This is a genomic window from Paenibacillus sp. ALJ109b (assembly GCF_010747435.1).
GTDB classification, from domain to species: domain Bacteria; phylum Bacillota; class Bacilli; order Paenibacillales; family Paenibacillaceae; genus Paenibacillus; species Paenibacillus taichungensis.
This window is the reverse complement of the sequence record NZ_JAAIFP010000028.1, coordinates 1-14,776: the sequence shown is the minus strand read 5'-3', so window position 1 is coordinate 14,776 and position 14,776 is coordinate 1. Positions and strand designations below refer to the sequence as shown.

Below are 14,776 nucleotides of genomic sequence, written 5' to 3'. Positions count from 1 at the left end.
GATAGGGTGGTGATTCTTGTGTCGAACAACAGACAACTTACAAGATCTCAGAACGCAGCAATTGAATATATAAGTAATTGCGCTAGATCCCAAAAAAGAGAAGCTCAAGCATCACTCAAAGAAATTTTTCAGTTTTCAAATATTCCTTGGAATACCTTTGAAGAAGCAGTTCATAAGATTAAATCCCATGCAAGGGTGGCTTTGCATTTTCATCCGGATCGTCCGGTTTTAGATATGAAAAGTGTAGCTCAATCTTTATTAGAGCATGGAATCTATAAAAGTCAGTTCGAGACTTTCATATCCAATGGGAGCGTATCTGCATACGTAGGTGGTGCAAGATATCTTTGGGAGGAAAAACTATTTGGCGGAGCATATCAGTTAGAAGGTGCAACCAACTTTGAACGGCCAAAGTATGGTGCTCTTCATTTGTTGTTACATCCGGATGGACCGTCTCCACGATTCGGCTCTTGTTATTTTCTTTTAAAACCGAATGCTTCACATCGCTGTACGTTCACTTACGGTGGATCTCAAGATGCTCCAAAGGAAAAGGGGACATATGAGGAATTAGACGATATTTTATCTGCGCTTTTTACGGATGCTTTCTTTCGGGATTATGCTATTGGAGAAAAAGATCTTACTCCTAAAAAATTGATAGATCAGCTATTGTACAATCTGGAACGTCCGTTAGAGGATCCGTCACAACTGGCCCCACATCGGAATCTTAACCATTTTATCGAAACTCAAATTCATGGAGATATATATCTTGAAGATGATGTGGAAATTTTAGTAGCTGACCCATCGTTCAAAGGAACGGAAATAGGGAAATATTTAGAGCAAATCTGCATCAAATATTCTATTGAACTATTTTGGCATATGGGATTTGCGATGCGTGCAGAGGGAGTGCCCTCTGATTTTAGGGGTCCAACCATGCCATCATTAGCCAAGCGAATTGCAAGCAACGGTAATATTGACGTAAGTGTGATCGGGAGTGCTGTCAACGATTTGAAGCACAATCCTCATCTCTGGTCTGACAGAGGTAATTACGAAGAAGTGCTTCAGGAATTAAAATACATGTGGCATATACTCGTTCGATATGGTAAATCGATTGATAAGCTGTATAAAGGATGATTCTACTGAAGAAATCATTATTAATAAAATTAACAAGTGCTGTATTATCAACGATTATTATGTCTTTTATGTGCGCAACGATATTCTTTCCTGATGAGTTCGGAAGTACATTTTTATTGGGGATAATAATGTTCATGCTGTTATATGGTATTGGGGGCATTCCATTTTCAGTAATAGCATCAGTGATAATAAAAACTTCTCGAAATTCTTATAAGTTCAACCTAATTGAATTAATAGTGCATCTATTTGGCGGATTAATAATTACAATACTATTCTTTGCGATTACAGGAGCTGAACATGGAATAGATATATTCTTTTCGAACGAAGTTATTATCTTTTACGAAATTGGTATGTGTAGTGGCCTCATATTCAACTTAATTGAACAGTTTATAAAAAAATTGAAATTAAAAGAGGCGCAGATCTAGATATTTAAGCAATTCGAAGAAGTTGTAGACACTCAAACATGACCCATGCAAAGGAAGATGAGAAAATGGATAAAGGGAAAATTATATTTCTGAATGGCGTAACTAGTTCAGGTAAAACTTCAATCGTAGAAGCGATGCAAAATTACACTGAACCCTTTTTTTATGTTGTGGCCAATGATCTTTTTGAAAATACGATTGGTGATAAACATTTGCAAACAGACTACTGGAAGTATTTAAGTGAAGCCATCATTCTAATGTATCATACAGCAAAATTATTTTCGGATCATGGAAAGAATGTTTTAATCGATGGGATACTTGTTGAAAGACCGGAATTAAAGCCGCATTATGATAAAGTCCAAGATATATTTGATGGATATCCTTTGGATATCGTTGAGGTGTACTGCCCATTAGATCTTTGTCGTAAGCGAAATATAGAACGTGGTGACAGAACAGAAGATCAATCGGATGAGCAAAATAAAATAATGTCGCAACACATCCGTTATAGCTTTTCAGTCGATACGAGTTTGAATACGCCGGAAGAATGTGCAGAAATGATTATCAAATCAGTATTCAAAAAATAATTTAATGATTGAAAATATCAGTTCAAGGAATCAGAATCAGGTAAACAGACTTCAAACTTTCATTAAGGGGAGGAAGAAGTATGGGTTCAAGAATAATGCATCTGATTGTGGCAAATAGAATCGCAAATTCCTTATCTATAGTAGATAAAACGCCTTTTTTACTTGGAAATATTGCACCGGACGCAGTTACAACAAAAGATTCATCACATTTTTTTGCTGGTGAAATTCAGGATTATTCAAGGAACGTAGACTATAAAGGATTTTTACATAAGTACCGATCAAAGGCAGAAGACCTTTATGTTCTGGGTTATTTCACACATTTAATTGCGGATGATATATGGTTAAAAGGTTTTAATTTACCTTGGTTAAGGAACAGAATGGAAGCTAATGAGGAACTATATAATCAGTATCATAACGACTTTAGATTATTGAATGGCAAGTTGCTTGAACATTATGGATATAAAGAGGAATTAAGAAACAGGCTCAATCACATTCCAACAATACCGGATTTAGAAGAAGTTAAATCTACAGATGTTGAGAAGTTTGTGCCATATGTATTTGAAGATTTGGATTATGACAAAGAGATTTTGATAGAAGCCCTTAATGTTTTTACTTTTGAGCAGATCATTGGATACTTAGAGACATCAGTCGATATGGGAATATTGAATATGAAGTATATAAAGATAAAGTACAATTTGTAAATAATTTTGTGAAGTCTGAGGTGTCCCTTAACAATGCATCCACGTATCGCACCCGCATGGTAGCTGTTCGGTCTAAAGACATGAGATAAAGTCAATCGCAATGTCATGTGGCTCGAAGTTGTAAATTTAATAATTTATGTTGAACCTGTATGTACAATTCCGGAGTATCGGCAGAAGGGGCTTGGAAAAGCAGTGGTATTAGAAGCCTTGAAAAGAGGTCGGTCCTTAGGTGCTGAAAAAGCATATGTTATTTCGGATAGTTCTTCTTATAAATCATTAGGCTTTCAACAGCACTCTCATTATACTTTCTATTGGCATAACATTTGATACTTTCTTGAGCCTCTCGGGTTGTAGGGAACGTTATCTAAAAGAGAAAGAAATGTGAGAAAGGATGAATGCATGATAATTCAGGACCTCCCAATTGAAATAATAGAACAAATCGGAAAAGTTCAGAGAATTACTTTTCCCAGGCAAGGTCATACTTCTATCGTGGCTATTTTGGATACGTCCGATAAAAAGTACGTGATCAAAAAGACAGAAAACGATCTCTATAATGAATGGTTGTCAGAAGAATACAAGGTGCTTCAATCTCTTTACCATACGGGATTACCAGTTCCGCGAGCACATTTATATCATATCGAGGATAAATCGAGATGGCTTTTAATGGATTATATTGATGGAATAAGTTTGAGAGAATTTCTATCCAAAGAGCCCGATCTCAAAGATAAAGAAAAAGCTATTTTTAACTTTGGACTTTGTTTAAAGAAAATACATGAATGTTCTTATCCTATTGAATTATTGAAGAATGATAATCCTTGGTTAGATACAATGCTAAATAAAGCAGAATATAATTTAACCCACTTTGAAGTAGACGGATCAGAAGAACTACTTAAACGATTGAAAGAAGTAAGACCTAAATCAATAGATAACACTTTGATTCATGGCGATTTTACAATAGATAATGTATTAGTTAATGAATGCAATATAGTTGGAGTTATCGATTGGTCAGGAGCTACATACGGGGACCCAAGATATGATGTAGCATTGGCAATTAGACCAAAATATAATGCTTTCGATAATGATAGAGATAAAGAAATATTTTTTAACGCATATGGCAAGTTAAGAATAACGGATGAAGAGTATAACTACTTTGAAAATGGATTATATAGCTTCTTTTAGTATCCCTTCGCAACGTGTCCAGCAGATAACACCATGTCAATTCTATCCGATAATTCTCATGATCATATTGGAATTGTTTTGGCATGTGAGGGAAACCGATTATTGGTTGCAGAAGGTAACAAAGACAATAAAAACTTCTCCAGCGTTGTTTACAGGAATAGAGAACATTGTATTTACGGATATATACGTATAGACAACAGCTATCAATTTCATTTTGACGGGGAATATATACCGATTGTTTCTAAATTGAGTAAGAAACTTTAAAACCGAAGGAGATGGTCACTATACTCCAAGTATATTGGCGGTATTTTCTTTATGTTTTGGATCATAAATTAAACGTCCTTATCGAATGTTGGAAAGAAGGATTATATCTTCAAGGGATAATCCATGACATGTCTAAATTCTCTCCTCACGAATTTTTTCCTTATGCACGTAAATTCTATTCAAATCAGAAGGACGAGGATACCGAGCTGAGGTGGAAGAATGCGTGGCTGCACCATCAAAATCATAATAAACACCACTGGGAATATTGGATAGTAAATAAAAATACTAGAGAAGCCTTACCAATGCCAAAGAAATATTTGATAGAAATGGTATGTGACTGGCGGTCTTTCTCAAGAAAATGGGGGCGTAAAGTTAAAGAAACTAATTTACCAGAAAGAATGATGACATCTGAAAGTATAATATTACACCCAAAGACAAGGGAAGAACTTGAAAATTTCATGAAGAAAAAACAACAACAATAAACATAGTGAAGAAGGTGCACCTTTCATTGTTTAACCTAAAAATATCAAATAATAAAGCATTCATTGAACTGAATGATTATGTCTTACAGGTAAAGAATAAAATATCTGCTTCCGCTGCTGCGACATATATTATTCATAATGATCGTATCGTGAATGAATGGTACTCAGGAGTACATGACAATTCTAAACCTAGTCGATTAGTTGATGAGGAATCACAATTTAATGTTGCTTCAGTTCGAAAAACATTTTTAGGATTTGCTATTAGTCTTGCATTACATGAAGGTAAGGTCAGAAGTATAGATGATCTTGTTGTGGACTACTTGAATGAGTTAGATAGGGAAGCACTAAGGCATATAACAATACGACATTTGTTAACCCACACTCATGGTTTAGGTGATCTGCATAATAGATTGTTTCTTCAAGGAACCGACTGGAAGTACAATAATACTGGTGTTAATCTGCTAATCGAGATTATTCGGAAATTATATAAAATCCCTGTATCACAATTACTCGAAGAGCGTTTATTCTCACCTATGGGCTTTAACCAAACAGGATGGAGGAAGGAAAATAATGAAAAATTAGTATGGCTTAATGAACAATATAAGGATGATCAAGGTAACCAAGCCAACTTATTTATGAGCACAAAGGAACTGGCATATTGGGGTTATCTGTATTTGAATAAGGGAGCTATAAACGGGAAGCAGATACTTCCTAAAGAAATATTTGAGCAAACAACCACTATTATTAGTCCTCCTGATCTGGAACAACAATTGCCGAGAAACGGTTTTTTTTGGTTTGTGCAAGATGAACCGCGGTCTTTTACAGAATTAGGTGATAAACTTCCATACGGTTCTTTTCAGTCTCTGGGTGCCACTGGATGTGCCTGTCTTGTCATTCCTAAGTGTAAAACTGTAGCGGTAAGAATGTATAATCAGACTGGACAAAATCCGTTAGGGTACAACTATCTTGAGGATATTAAAACATTTGGGGATTTGGTCTGTAAGTACATAGAAGATCTATAAACCGTGAACTTGGCTTAAATGATATCAGTTATTCCATCTTAAATGATGATGATAAATTTTTACTTTATAAGAATGTATGTTCTGATATAATTGATCTGAGAATAGTAAATCTCTTCCTCTAAAATTGATTATAAATAAAAATAGTGAGGTGAGTGAGATGGAACAAAGGAATACGCCAGAGGTAAGAATTGAACTATGGGACGAAGGAGATCTAGGTTTGCTTCGCCAATTAAATTCGCCTGAGATGACAGTGCACTTCGGAGGACCAGAGACTGAGGAGAAAATCCTAGCTCGTCATAAGCGCTATTATGAAATCGCCCAAAATGGAACAGGGAAAATGTTTAAGATCCTTTTGCTTCCTCATCTTGAAGTCGTGGGAAGTGTAGGGTATTGGGATCAGACGTGGAAAGAAGAATCTATTTACGAGATAGGTTGGAGTGTTTTATCGGAATATCAAGGTAGAGGAATAGCGACAGAAGCAACAGCAAAAGCCATAGCTTCTATCCGTTCTGAAAAGAAGAAACATAAATTCATTCACGCTTTTCCTAAAACCAAGAATCCCGCTTCAAATGCCATTTGTCGCAAGCTGGGCTTTTCGTATATTGGCGAGTGTGATTTTGAATACCCTATTGGGACTACCATACGATGTAATGACTGGAGATTGGCAGTCGAGGAAAATTAAGATCAAGATCATGGAGGGATTTTTAAATCAGCTGCATGGCTTTCTCCCATATTTCAGGGCAGATGAGAGACCATCTGCTTTTTTTTTGCTTGATTTACTTCATATATGTAATAATATGGTTAGCGCTTAGTGCATATAATTTCCTCATTTAAGGACATGAAAGATCCCAGTTTCTATGGATTTATTTTTATTTGAATCCTAGAGATGCTGAGTGAAACTACTTAAACCATTAAGGAGAACTAAAATGTCTCAGTTTCCTAAGTTAGAAACAGAAAGGTTTGTATTAAGAGAGCTAACAAAGAATGATTCCCCAGAACTATTTCAATGTTTTTCATTGGATGAAGTTACGAAGTTTTATGATGTGGAGAGTTTTACAAACATTAAACAGGCAGAAGATTTAATTCAAAGATGGAATGAAAGATTTGAAACAGGACAAGCCATTCGTTGGGGAATCACTTTGAAGTCTGAAAACAAAGTAATTGGAACATGTGGCTTTCATGGCTGGATGAAGAAGCATTATAAAGCTGTCATTGGATATGAACTAACACCAGAATATTGGCATCAAGGTTTTATGACCGAGGTGGTTGAAAAGGTAATTGAATATGGATTTAATACGCTTGGCTTAAACCGAATTGAAGCATTTGTAGAACCGGAGAATGTGGGATCAAGAAAGGTTCTTGAGAAAATCGGATTCAGAGAAGAAGGCATATTGAAGGGGAATTTTTATTGGAAGAATCGATTTGTTGATAATGCCATTTATGCATTTCTTAAGAAGGACTATAAAGTTCATTAATTAATAACGAAAGAAGGATAGCCAGATGATTACAATTAGATTTGTCTCACATGAGGATATCCCACACATTCAATCCATAGCTCAAGAAACATGGAATTATACTTATAAAGGCATATACTCCGAAGGCTACATACAAAATTTTCTAAGTAGAGCATATTCAGATGAGAATTTAAGTCGATCTGTCGAGAGAGATCTTCAAAGTGCCAAACGGAGTTTTTTAATTGCAGAATTTAATGGAAAAGTCGCTGGATATGCTCAAACAAGACAAGTCAAAGAAGAAGAATATGAATTACTAAGAATCTATTTACGACCTGAATATCACAAAATGGGAATAGGTAAAGAGTTCATTCAGAGATTCACTCAAGTTTTAAAGCCAATAAATAAACTGTTTGCCTGGGTAGGGAAAGAGAATCATATAGGAAGGGCATTTTATGAGAAAAGTGGATTTAAAGAAATAGAAATGATGATCGAAACCATAGAAGGGCACAGCAAAACGCAAGTTAAATATGAATTGGAAATCTCCAAGGGAAAGGTGGGTTCATAGATGTTTTTTCTTCAAATGTCGGGATTTCCTGGTTCCGGTAAGTCGACTCTTTCAAGAAGGATCGCTAAAATTACGGGTGCCATAATTATTGATCATGATATCTCAAAGTCTTCCATATTAAAATCCATTGGGGATAGTAATTTAGAATTAAAAGTTTTAGGTATGACTTCATATAATATTGACTGGGCCCTGATAGAGTTTTATCTCTCCCAAAGCTATGACGTAATATTCGATAGTCCATGCTTTTATCCTGAGATGATTGAAAGAGGTTCATCATTAAGTAAGAAGTATAATGCTAAATATAAGTACGTTGAATGTTACCTGAATGACTATCAGGAAATAAGTAAAAGATTACAAAATCGAGGACGGATGATAAGTCAGATTTCGGATACATCTGAAGAAGAGTTTAAAAATAATGTTAATGAAAGTAAGAGACCTAATCATATTCAATGTTTGCGTGTTGATTCGTCACAACCTATAGAGAAGTATTTAAATAACGTTTTAAATTATATTGATGAAAAATAAGTGATGTTTCGTGAAATCGAAGATCTAATGAGAAAAAATGCAAACGCTTTAAAATATTTAATACAAACGAGTTATGAGATTTTCCCCCTTCTGGGGAAGGAGGAGAGGTACTTTGAGAGAGAATGCATTTTATGTTTTTCATATTGTAACAAGGGAAAAAATGAAAATCGGGCAGATAATTAATTTTGACAAAGACCAAAGGAATACTTTATATAATTTCTTTTTTGAGAGGGAATTCCAAAACACAAATGGTGAAGATTTTTTTCAGATTCTAAACGGTCATTATTCAAATGAAGGGTTGCATTTGAATAAAGAAAATGCAGATGTGGCTATTAAGTATACAGGACAGACAATTAGAGCAATTAGAGAAGTGATCGTGGAATTGGTAAGACTGCAAGAGTATCCTGATTACCCATCAAGAATGTCTTGCTTATATGCTGCGAAGAGCTATGACGAAGTTTTGAAATGGAAAGCAATATTCGACTCTTATAACAGGAATGTTTTACAAATTGTTAAACTTCGAGTTTATGGAAAGTCATTTGAAGGAGATGGAGCACTATTACCAAAGGAAGATGGAGCATCATTTTCACGTAAAATTGAACAAGCCAAAGCGTATTGGAAAGGTAATGTAGAGAATGAACTACCAGAGCTTTTGATTAACGGAAAAATCGAAGTAGTAGAGATTATTGAGGACTTTTCACCTTTGACATGATGAGTTAGGAGTAGCTCCGAAAGTCGTGATTCTAAGAATAAAGAAAGAAGGCTGAATTTGATGGTGCATGACATCTTATTACATAAATTTAAATATAGTACACTGACTGAGCTTACCGGAGGTTACACCAACAGCAGTATTTTACTTGAGGGATCAGATCCTCTGGTCGTAGCAAAGATTTTCAATGCTCTTAATCGTGATGCGATAACAGAAATTAACTGTTTAACCCTATTGAATCACACAGGTGTGTCGCCAAAGATTCATGAATATTTTGAAGACAACGGTTCACAGTACATTATTATGGATTATGTGCACGGAATTAACAGCCAGAGATTTCTTGATGATGGAGACATTCATAGAGCTAAGGAAATCTACGAGTTGCTTGGAATTCATCTTGCAAAAGATATTCACTCATTAAAATGGAGAGATGGTGACCCTGACCTACCAATCATAGAACTAATAAATATTGATATTGATGATCTTAACTATGTACCGAATAATCAAAAGGAAAAAGTAAAACTGATACTTAATGTAGCAGTTATAGGGGAGAAAACCTTAATCCATGGAGATTATGGACCGCATAATGCAATTTTATCAAATAAATTAATATCTATTATTGATTGGGAGTGGGCAGGCTGGGGGAATCCACTGCAAGATGTCGCATGGGTAATATGGTTTGTACATTTACATTATCCAAACTTCTCTCGGGAGTTGTCTGAGATTTTTATTAATGCGTATAGTAAATTTTCAGATCTGAAGATTACAAATGAATTAGTGAAGGTATACTCAGTTTCAAGAGTAATTAATGTTTTAGATCGGATAAAGTACACAAATGAAGAAGTGAAAAATGAATGGCTAAAAAGATTGGAATGGACATTGGAAACCAACTTTGTAGGATAATTTATGGATGAGGAAGCCCTATACATAGCATCGTTTCCCGCTTGTGCAGGACGATTGGAAATTACTTTAAAACTAATACCCCAAGAGAGGATTATCTATATCTATGAATCCACCTAAGCATATCGTTTCAGCGGCTGCAATTGTAATGAATGAGAACAATGAAATATTACTAGTCCGGGGACCCAGAAGAGGATGGGAAATGCCTGGAGGGCAAGTGGAAGAAGGAGAATCCTTACAGGATGCCGCAGTCAGGGAGACAAAAGAAGAATCAGGGATTGATATAGAGATTATTCGATTTTGTGGAATATTCCAGAATGTGAAGGGTTCAATCGTGAATACATTATTTTTAGCAAGACCGATTGGGGGAGAACCCATAGTAACTAGTGAAAGCCTAGAAACAGGATATTTTCCAATAGAAGAAGCATTAAATAAGGTGACTTGGAAGAACTTCAAACAACGAATCGAATATTGTTTAAGGCCAGATTTGCAACCATTTTATATTGAATTCTAAACCGTCTAACCCAAAAAAGGAGATGGTACCTATCTATTCTTATAGATCTCTAATGAATGAAGACTTAAAAAATATAAGTTCTTTTCCTCAGTCAGGCGAAATCGATTTATAAAGTTAAACATTTATTATTATCATGTCTTAGCACAAATTCAAGAGGACTAGCATTTTATCACAAGCATGGTTTTAACCCATTAATATGCGAATAACGAATTTAGATGAACAAAAAATAATAACTATACAAATGAAGTTAGAGATTTAGAATGCATTCAAGAAGAACGAAACCGCATATTATACGTGTACTGTTGGGAACTAACATAGAAGCAAAACATTAAATTAGCTTTAATAACGGAGGAAGATATGAAATGGAAATCTCATTATCCAAAGCAGGTCTTAAAGAAGCTTCAATCATTCACGAAATGCAAATAAAAGCATTCATGCCTCTATTAAATAAATATAAAGACTATGAAACAAGCCCAGCAAATCAAACGGTAGAACAAATAGAAGATCGAATAAATCAAAGCTATACAGATTATTACCTAATAAGAGAAGCAAATATTCCTGTGGGGGCCATTAGAATAGTAAAAAAGGAGAATAAAATCTATCGAGTAAGCCCTGTATTTATTTTACCCGATTACCAAGGGCGAGGGATTGCACAAAGAGTATTTTCAATGATTGAAGATAGATATAGCGATGCGAGAATATGGGAGTTGGCTACAATCTTAGAAGAGCAGAGGAATTGTTACCTTTATGAAAAATTAGGATATAGACAGAAGGGAGATCCGAAACAAATTAACGACAAAATGACAATTGTGATTTATGAAAAACGTATGATTTAGGTAATCAAGAAAAAATCAAAGACTCTAATCTAGGTCGATGCGCGTTAAGGCTAACAAAATTGTATAACGTAATATTCAAGCTTTGGTCCTGACGGAAGTTTGATCTGAGGGGTGGAGATTGGAGAAGTATCTCAATTGAGACCCCTTTTAGGGTTCATAGATACAGAAACGTTATTGGAAATAACCAAAATCATAATAAAGGGAGTATGACCAGTGGAGAGTAAAGAGACGTTTAATTGTATTGCTAGTGAATATGAAAAATATAGACCCACCTATCCAAATGAAATGTTTGACGATATTTTTAATTATTCAAATGCATTAAAAGAAGATAAAATCCTTGAAATCGGTTGCGGAACTGGACAAGCAACAAGTGGATTAGTTAATAGAGAATATAAAAATATTACATGTATTGAATTGGGGGATAAATTAGCCCAGCTCACTGCAGAAAAATTCAAATCCTATACATCTCTTAAAGTGATCAATACATCGTTCGAAGATTGGGATGGTGAAGGTAGTCCTTTTAAATTAGCAGTTTCGGGTACTGCATTTCATTTTATTGATCCTCAGTTTGGTTATCGCAGGGTGTGGGAGTTACTTGAGGATTCAGGTGCAATTGGTTTCTTCTGGACCATTCATGTGCCAATGTACGATGAGATCCATAATGAAATACGATCTCACTATAAAGAGTTTGCACCACATTTGGACGATTCAGCATTACAAACACCTGAAGAAACCATAAATGAAAGAAAAACGATCACTGAAGGAACAGGTATTTTTAAAAGAATAGAAGTCAAAGAATATAACCAAATCCTTTCATATACAAGCAGCAATTATATTTCTTTGCTTAATACCAATTCAAAGCATAGACAACTGTCTGAACCGGACAGAAACAATTTGTTAAATAAAATCAAAAATTCTATTGATAGATCAGGTGGATATATTTTCAAGGACCATAGAGTTGCTTTGTTTTTAGGAAAGAAGTTGAAGTAACTGAATTGTTCATTTCGAAATATGACAACGATATGAACACTATAAAAAAATTTAAACCTTATAAAGGACTGGTTTGGATGTTCTATGTTAACTCAAGAGCTATCATTGAAAGAATTAATATTGAAGCTATCGAAGTCGTTATACAAAGAAGAACAAAGGCTGACTCTTCTTTTCAGTTTGAACTTCCTGGAGGTAGAATTGAACCGTTTGAATCGTTGATCCAAGCTCTGATAAGAGAGGTTAAAGAAGAAACTGGATTAGATGTTTATGAAATTGAAGGAACTGAAACAAGAATTGATACAAGTGGAATAAATCCTGAATTTGAAGTAGAGTGTCTTAGACCATTCTCTGCTTATCAAACCATTAATGGACCAATTGATTCTGTTGGATATTATTTTAGATGTAAGGCAAGTGGAGATTTGTTAGAAGCTGGTGACGAAACAATAGATATTCAATGGATTGACATTAAGGAAATGAATAAATTATTTATGGAGAATCCATTAGATTTTTCTGATGTTGATCGTGCTGGAATTATGTATTACTTGAATTATCAAGGATTTTGAGAGGAGCTGGATTGATGGAATTTATATATGGAGAATATCTTATCAGTGATAACAAAGAATTTATGGATATCAATGCGGTAAAGGGTTTCTTAGCTAGAAGCTATTGGGCCAATAAGAGATCCGATGAGAAAATTGAGAAGTCCATACATTCTTCAGTATGTTTTGGGATTTATAAGGAAGAAATTCAAGTTGGTTTTGCAAGGGTTGTCACAGATGATGCGACAATGTATTGGCTTTGTGATGTTTTTATTCATGAGGAATATAGGGGCCAAGGACTTGGTAAGAAACTAATTGAAGTGATAACACAATCGGATCGCTTTAAAGATTTAATGGGGTTACTTGGAACATTGGATGCACATGAATTATATGAACAATATCAATTTAATAGAAATAGTGAACGCTTCATGATAAGACTTCCTGATTATTTGAGGGCGTGATGACTATGAAGAAAGCTATTTATTTTCTTTCTTTGAACATTGGAATCGTTTTTACAGCCCTTGGAGTAATACCAGCTATTTTTGCCTATCCCTACAGTGATAAACCAAACTCCGGGCCAGCAAGCTTTTGGGAACTGATTCTAATCATTAGTTACGAACAATGGATATTGTTTCTGATTGTTGGTCTGATATTAAGTCTTTTTCCTGCGTTAAAGCTACGAAAGACATGAAGGGGGATTTTATCAATGTATAAACTTAAAACAAAAGAAACAGACAACAGTGTCATTGAATTTATTGAAAGTGTTGAGAATCCCAAAAAGCGTGAAGACGCGTATCAACTATTGGATATTTTCACTGAAACAACAGGGTATAAAGCAAAGATGTGGGGACCGAGTATTATTGGATTTGGCGCTTATCATTATAAATATGATTCTGGTCACGAAGGAGATGCACCACTGGTGGGCTTTTCTCCTCGAAAAGCAAAAATTAGTTTGTATTTTGCGACAGGTGATGCAGAGCGAGAGAATCTATTAAAGGGCTTTGGAAAACATACGACAGGAAAAGCATGTGTATACGTCAATAAAGTTGCAGATATCAATCTAGATGTATTACAAGCATTAATCAACCAATCCATCAAGTTCTTGAAAGAAACCTATCCAAATCATTAATTTCTGTACACAGTTATTATTGGAGGTCTCGTGATGAAAGAAGAGAACATTCATATACGTTGGGCGAACGAAAATGATGCAGAGGACCTTCTTAAGCTCAATGATGCTTTTAATGGCGTAAGTACATCCGTAGAAGAAGTAATAGATAGCCTTGCTTTATCTAATGAGTTGATTGCTCTAGCTGTGATTGACGAGCAGGCAGTTGGGTTCGCTTGTGCTCAATATTTTAAATCTTTTTGTTATCGTGCACTCCAGGGAGAAATCACAGAAATGTATATTGCTGAAGTTGCTCGGAGAAGAGGATTGGCTACGTTGCTAATTGCTTTTATAGAGGAGGAACTCAAAGCACGAGGTGTTACCAGTGTAAAGATTCTGACAGGCCAAAGTAATGAAAGGGCTATAAAGACATACGAAAAATCAAACTATGTGAGAACGGAAGAAGTATTACTACAAAAGAAAATATAAGGAGCATAATCGAATGTCTGAATATTATTGGGATAATAAAATTGAATACCTTAAAAATACGAGATGGCTTTACTACAATGACGATTACCTTCAATTTTTAGTGCAATTTGTTTGGAAGATAGATAAACCTGTAAGCGTTATCGATTATGGGTGTGGGTTTGGTTATTTGGGTCTTAAGCTGCTGCCTTTGTTACCAAAAGGGTCAACCTACACTGGAGTAGATAAGGGTGAAATTTTAATCAATGAAGCTAAGACGATTTTCTCCCAACTTCCTTATGATACAGAATTTATTACTTGTGATATAGAAGACGTTGTATTGGAGAAAAAGTATGACATTGCATGGGACTGACCCCATAACGTGAGACAAA

22 protein-coding genes and 1 pseudogene are annotated in these 14,776 nt (G+C 35.1%); all 23 read left to right on the top strand.

Annotation, left to right across the window (positions count from 1 at the left end):
• Nucleotides 1-18 precede the first annotated feature (18 nt).
• Nucleotides 19-1,128: a DUF3626 domain-containing protein gene (locus G3352_RS24150; protein ID WP_481856328.1), complete on the top strand. Its 1,110-nt coding sequence runs from the start codon at nt 19-21 to the stop codon at nt 1,126-1,128.
• Nucleotides 1,129-1,196: 68 nt separating this feature from the next.
• Entirely contained in the window at nt 1,197-1,553 is a 357-nt protein-coding gene (locus G3352_RS24145; protein WP_205525039.1) for a hypothetical protein, read from the top strand.
• Nucleotides 1,554-1,618: 65 nt separating this feature from the next.
• Nucleotides 1,619-2,134, top strand: coding sequence for a phosphotransferase-like protein (locus G3352_RS24140; RefSeq protein WP_163760968.1), 516 nt, complete (start codon nt 1,619-1,621; stop codon nt 2,132-2,134).
• An 80-nt stretch (nt 2,135-2,214) separates the two neighbouring features.
• On the top strand, nt 2,215-2,835 hold the full coding sequence (locus tag G3352_RS24135) for a zinc dependent phospholipase C family protein (RefSeq protein WP_163760769.1): 621 nt from the start codon (nt 2,215-2,217) through the stop codon (nt 2,833-2,835).
• Nucleotides 2,836-2,940: 105 nt separating this feature from the next.
• Nucleotides 2,941-3,162: a GNAT family N-acetyltransferase gene (locus G3352_RS31500; protein WP_275898458.1), complete on the top strand. Its 222-nt coding sequence runs from the start codon at nt 2,941-2,943 to the stop codon at nt 3,160-3,162.
• Between the two features lie 54 nt (nt 3,163-3,216).
• Nucleotides 3,217-4,014, top strand: coding sequence for a phosphotransferase (locus G3352_RS24125; protein ID WP_163760767.1), 798 nt, complete (start codon nt 3,217-3,219; stop codon nt 4,012-4,014).
• 275 nt (nt 4,015-4,289) lie between these two features.
• Nucleotides 4,290-4,760, top strand: a complete 471-nt coding sequence (locus G3352_RS24120) for a DUF5662 family protein (RefSeq protein ID WP_163760765.1) — start codon at nt 4,290-4,292, stop codon at nt 4,758-4,760.
• Between the two features lie 26 nt (nt 4,761-4,786).
• Nucleotides 4,787-5,782 (top strand): serine hydrolase domain-containing protein, encoded by a 996-nt coding sequence (locus G3352_RS24115; RefSeq protein ID WP_163760764.1) that lies wholly within the window; start codon nt 4,787-4,789, stop codon nt 5,780-5,782.
• A gap of 157 nt (nt 5,783-5,939) precedes the next feature.
• Complete coding sequence (locus G3352_RS24110) at nt 5,940-6,464, top strand: GNAT family N-acetyltransferase (RefSeq protein WP_163760763.1); 525 nt, start codon at nt 5,940-5,942, stop codon at nt 6,462-6,464.
• A 244-nt stretch (nt 6,465-6,708) separates the two neighbouring features.
• Entirely contained in the window at nt 6,709-7,257 is a 549-nt protein-coding gene (locus tag G3352_RS24105; protein ID WP_163760762.1) for a GNAT family N-acetyltransferase, read from the top strand.
• Between the two features lie 25 nt (nt 7,258-7,282).
• The gene (locus G3352_RS24100; protein WP_163760760.1) at nt 7,283-7,801 is read left to right on the top strand and encodes a GNAT family N-acetyltransferase; all 519 of its coding nucleotides are present in this window, start codon (nt 7,283-7,285) and stop codon (nt 7,799-7,801) included.
• Nucleotides 7,802-8,326, top strand: a complete 525-nt coding sequence (locus tag G3352_RS24095) for a P-loop nucleotide/nucleoside kinase family protein (RefSeq protein WP_163760758.1) — start codon at nt 7,802-7,804, stop codon at nt 8,324-8,326.
• 112 nt (nt 8,327-8,438) lie between these two features.
• Nucleotides 8,439-9,038, top strand: a complete 600-nt coding sequence (locus G3352_RS24090) for a DUF2441 domain-containing protein (RefSeq protein ID WP_163760756.1) — start codon at nt 8,439-8,441, stop codon at nt 9,036-9,038.
• A gap of 60 nt (nt 9,039-9,098) precedes the next feature.
• Nucleotides 9,099-9,938 (top strand): phosphotransferase family protein, encoded by an 840-nt coding sequence (locus G3352_RS24085; RefSeq protein ID WP_240343207.1) that lies wholly within the window; start codon nt 9,099-9,101, stop codon nt 9,936-9,938.
• Between the two features lie 103 nt (nt 9,939-10,041).
• The gene (locus tag G3352_RS24080) at nt 10,042-10,449 is read left to right on the top strand and encodes an NUDIX hydrolase (RefSeq protein ID WP_076289617.1); all 408 of its coding nucleotides are present in this window, start codon (nt 10,042-10,044) and stop codon (nt 10,447-10,449) included.
• A 362-nt stretch (nt 10,450-10,811) separates the two neighbouring features.
• Entirely contained in the window at nt 10,812-11,285 is a 474-nt protein-coding gene (locus G3352_RS24075) for a GNAT family N-acetyltransferase (RefSeq protein ID WP_163760752.1), read from the top strand.
• A 213-nt stretch (nt 11,286-11,498) separates the two neighbouring features.
• Nucleotides 11,499-12,275 (top strand): rRNA adenine N-6-methyltransferase family protein, encoded by a 777-nt coding sequence (locus G3352_RS24070; RefSeq protein WP_163760750.1) that lies wholly within the window; start codon nt 11,499-11,501, stop codon nt 12,273-12,275.
• A 32-nt stretch (nt 12,276-12,307) separates the two neighbouring features.
• The gene (locus G3352_RS24065) at nt 12,308-12,838 is read left to right on the top strand and encodes an NUDIX hydrolase (RefSeq protein ID WP_240343203.1); all 531 of its coding nucleotides are present in this window, start codon (nt 12,308-12,310) and stop codon (nt 12,836-12,838) included.
• Nucleotides 12,839-12,852: 14 nt separating this feature from the next.
• A complete protein-coding gene (locus G3352_RS24060; protein ID WP_163760747.1) occupies nt 12,853-13,275 on the top strand; it encodes a GNAT family N-acetyltransferase in 423 nt (140 codons plus the stop codon).
• 5 nt (nt 13,276-13,280) lie between these two features.
• Complete coding sequence (locus G3352_RS24055; protein ID WP_163760744.1) at nt 13,281-13,505, top strand: hypothetical protein; 225 nt, start codon at nt 13,281-13,283, stop codon at nt 13,503-13,505.
• Nucleotides 13,506-13,520: 15 nt separating this feature from the next.
• Nucleotides 13,521-13,943, top strand: coding sequence for a DUF1801 domain-containing protein (locus tag G3352_RS24050; RefSeq protein WP_163760743.1), 423 nt, complete (start codon nt 13,521-13,523; stop codon nt 13,941-13,943).
• Between the two features lie 33 nt (nt 13,944-13,976).
• Entirely contained in the window at nt 13,977-14,408 is a 432-nt protein-coding gene (locus G3352_RS24045; protein ID WP_163760741.1) for a GNAT family N-acetyltransferase, read from the top strand.
• Between the two features lie 13 nt (nt 14,409-14,421).
• Nucleotides 14,422-14,748 (top strand): annotated as a pseudogene (locus G3352_RS24040) (methyltransferase domain-containing protein); the annotation flags it as partial.
• Nucleotides 14,749-14,776: the final 28 nt, after the last annotated feature.

Excerpts from the sequence above, each read along its gene's own strand:
- G3352_RS24095 (WP_163760758.1), top strand. The coding sequence starts at position 7,802 with ATGTTTTTTCTTCAAATGTCGGGATTTCCTGGTTCCGGTAAGTCGACT.
- G3352_RS24100 (WP_163760760.1), top strand. The coding sequence starts at position 7,283 with ATGATTACAATTAGATTTGTCTCACATGAGGATATCCCACACATTCAA.
- G3352_RS24140 (WP_163760968.1), top strand. The coding sequence starts at position 1,619 with ATGGATAAAGGGAAAATTATATTTCTGAATGGCGTAACTAGTTCAGGT.
- G3352_RS24050 (WP_163760743.1), top strand. The coding sequence starts at position 13,521 with ATGTATAAACTTAAAACAAAAGAAACAGACAACAGTGTCATTGAATTT.
- G3352_RS24080 (WP_076289617.1), top strand. The coding sequence starts at position 10,042 with ATGAATCCACCTAAGCATATCGTTTCAGCGGCTGCAATTGTAATGAAT.
- G3352_RS24055 (WP_163760744.1), top strand. The coding sequence starts at position 13,281 with ATGAAGAAAGCTATTTATTTTCTTTCTTTGAACATTGGAATCGTTTTT.
- G3352_RS24105 (WP_163760762.1), top strand. The coding sequence starts at position 6,709 with ATGTCTCAGTTTCCTAAGTTAGAAACAGAAAGGTTTGTATTAAGAGAG.
- G3352_RS24145 (WP_205525039.1), top strand. The coding sequence starts at position 1,197 with ATGTGCGCAACGATATTCTTTCCTGATGAGTTCGGAAGTACATTTTTA.
- G3352_RS31500 (WP_275898458.1), top strand. The coding sequence starts at position 2,941 with ATGTGGCTCGAAGTTGTAAATTTAATAATTTATGTTGAACCTGTATGT.
- G3352_RS24120 (WP_163760765.1), top strand. The coding sequence starts at position 4,290 with ATGGTCACTATACTCCAAGTATATTGGCGGTATTTTCTTTATGTTTTG.
- G3352_RS24060 (WP_163760747.1), top strand. The coding sequence starts at position 12,853 with ATGGAATTTATATATGGAGAATATCTTATCAGTGATAACAAAGAATTT.
- G3352_RS24045 (WP_163760741.1), top strand. The coding sequence starts at position 13,977 with ATGAAAGAAGAGAACATTCATATACGTTGGGCGAACGAAAATGATGCA.
- G3352_RS24065 (WP_240343203.1), top strand. The coding sequence starts at position 12,308 with ATGAACACTATAAAAAAATTTAAACCTTATAAAGGACTGGTTTGGATG.
- G3352_RS24110 (WP_163760763.1), top strand. The coding sequence starts at position 5,940 with ATGGAACAAAGGAATACGCCAGAGGTAAGAATTGAACTATGGGACGAA.
- G3352_RS24135 (WP_163760769.1), top strand. The coding sequence starts at position 2,215 with ATGGGTTCAAGAATAATGCATCTGATTGTGGCAAATAGAATCGCAAAT.
- G3352_RS24075 (WP_163760752.1), top strand. The coding sequence starts at position 10,812 with ATGGAAATCTCATTATCCAAAGCAGGTCTTAAAGAAGCTTCAATCATT.
- G3352_RS24085 (WP_240343207.1), top strand. The coding sequence starts at position 9,099 with ATGGTGCATGACATCTTATTACATAAATTTAAATATAGTACACTGACT.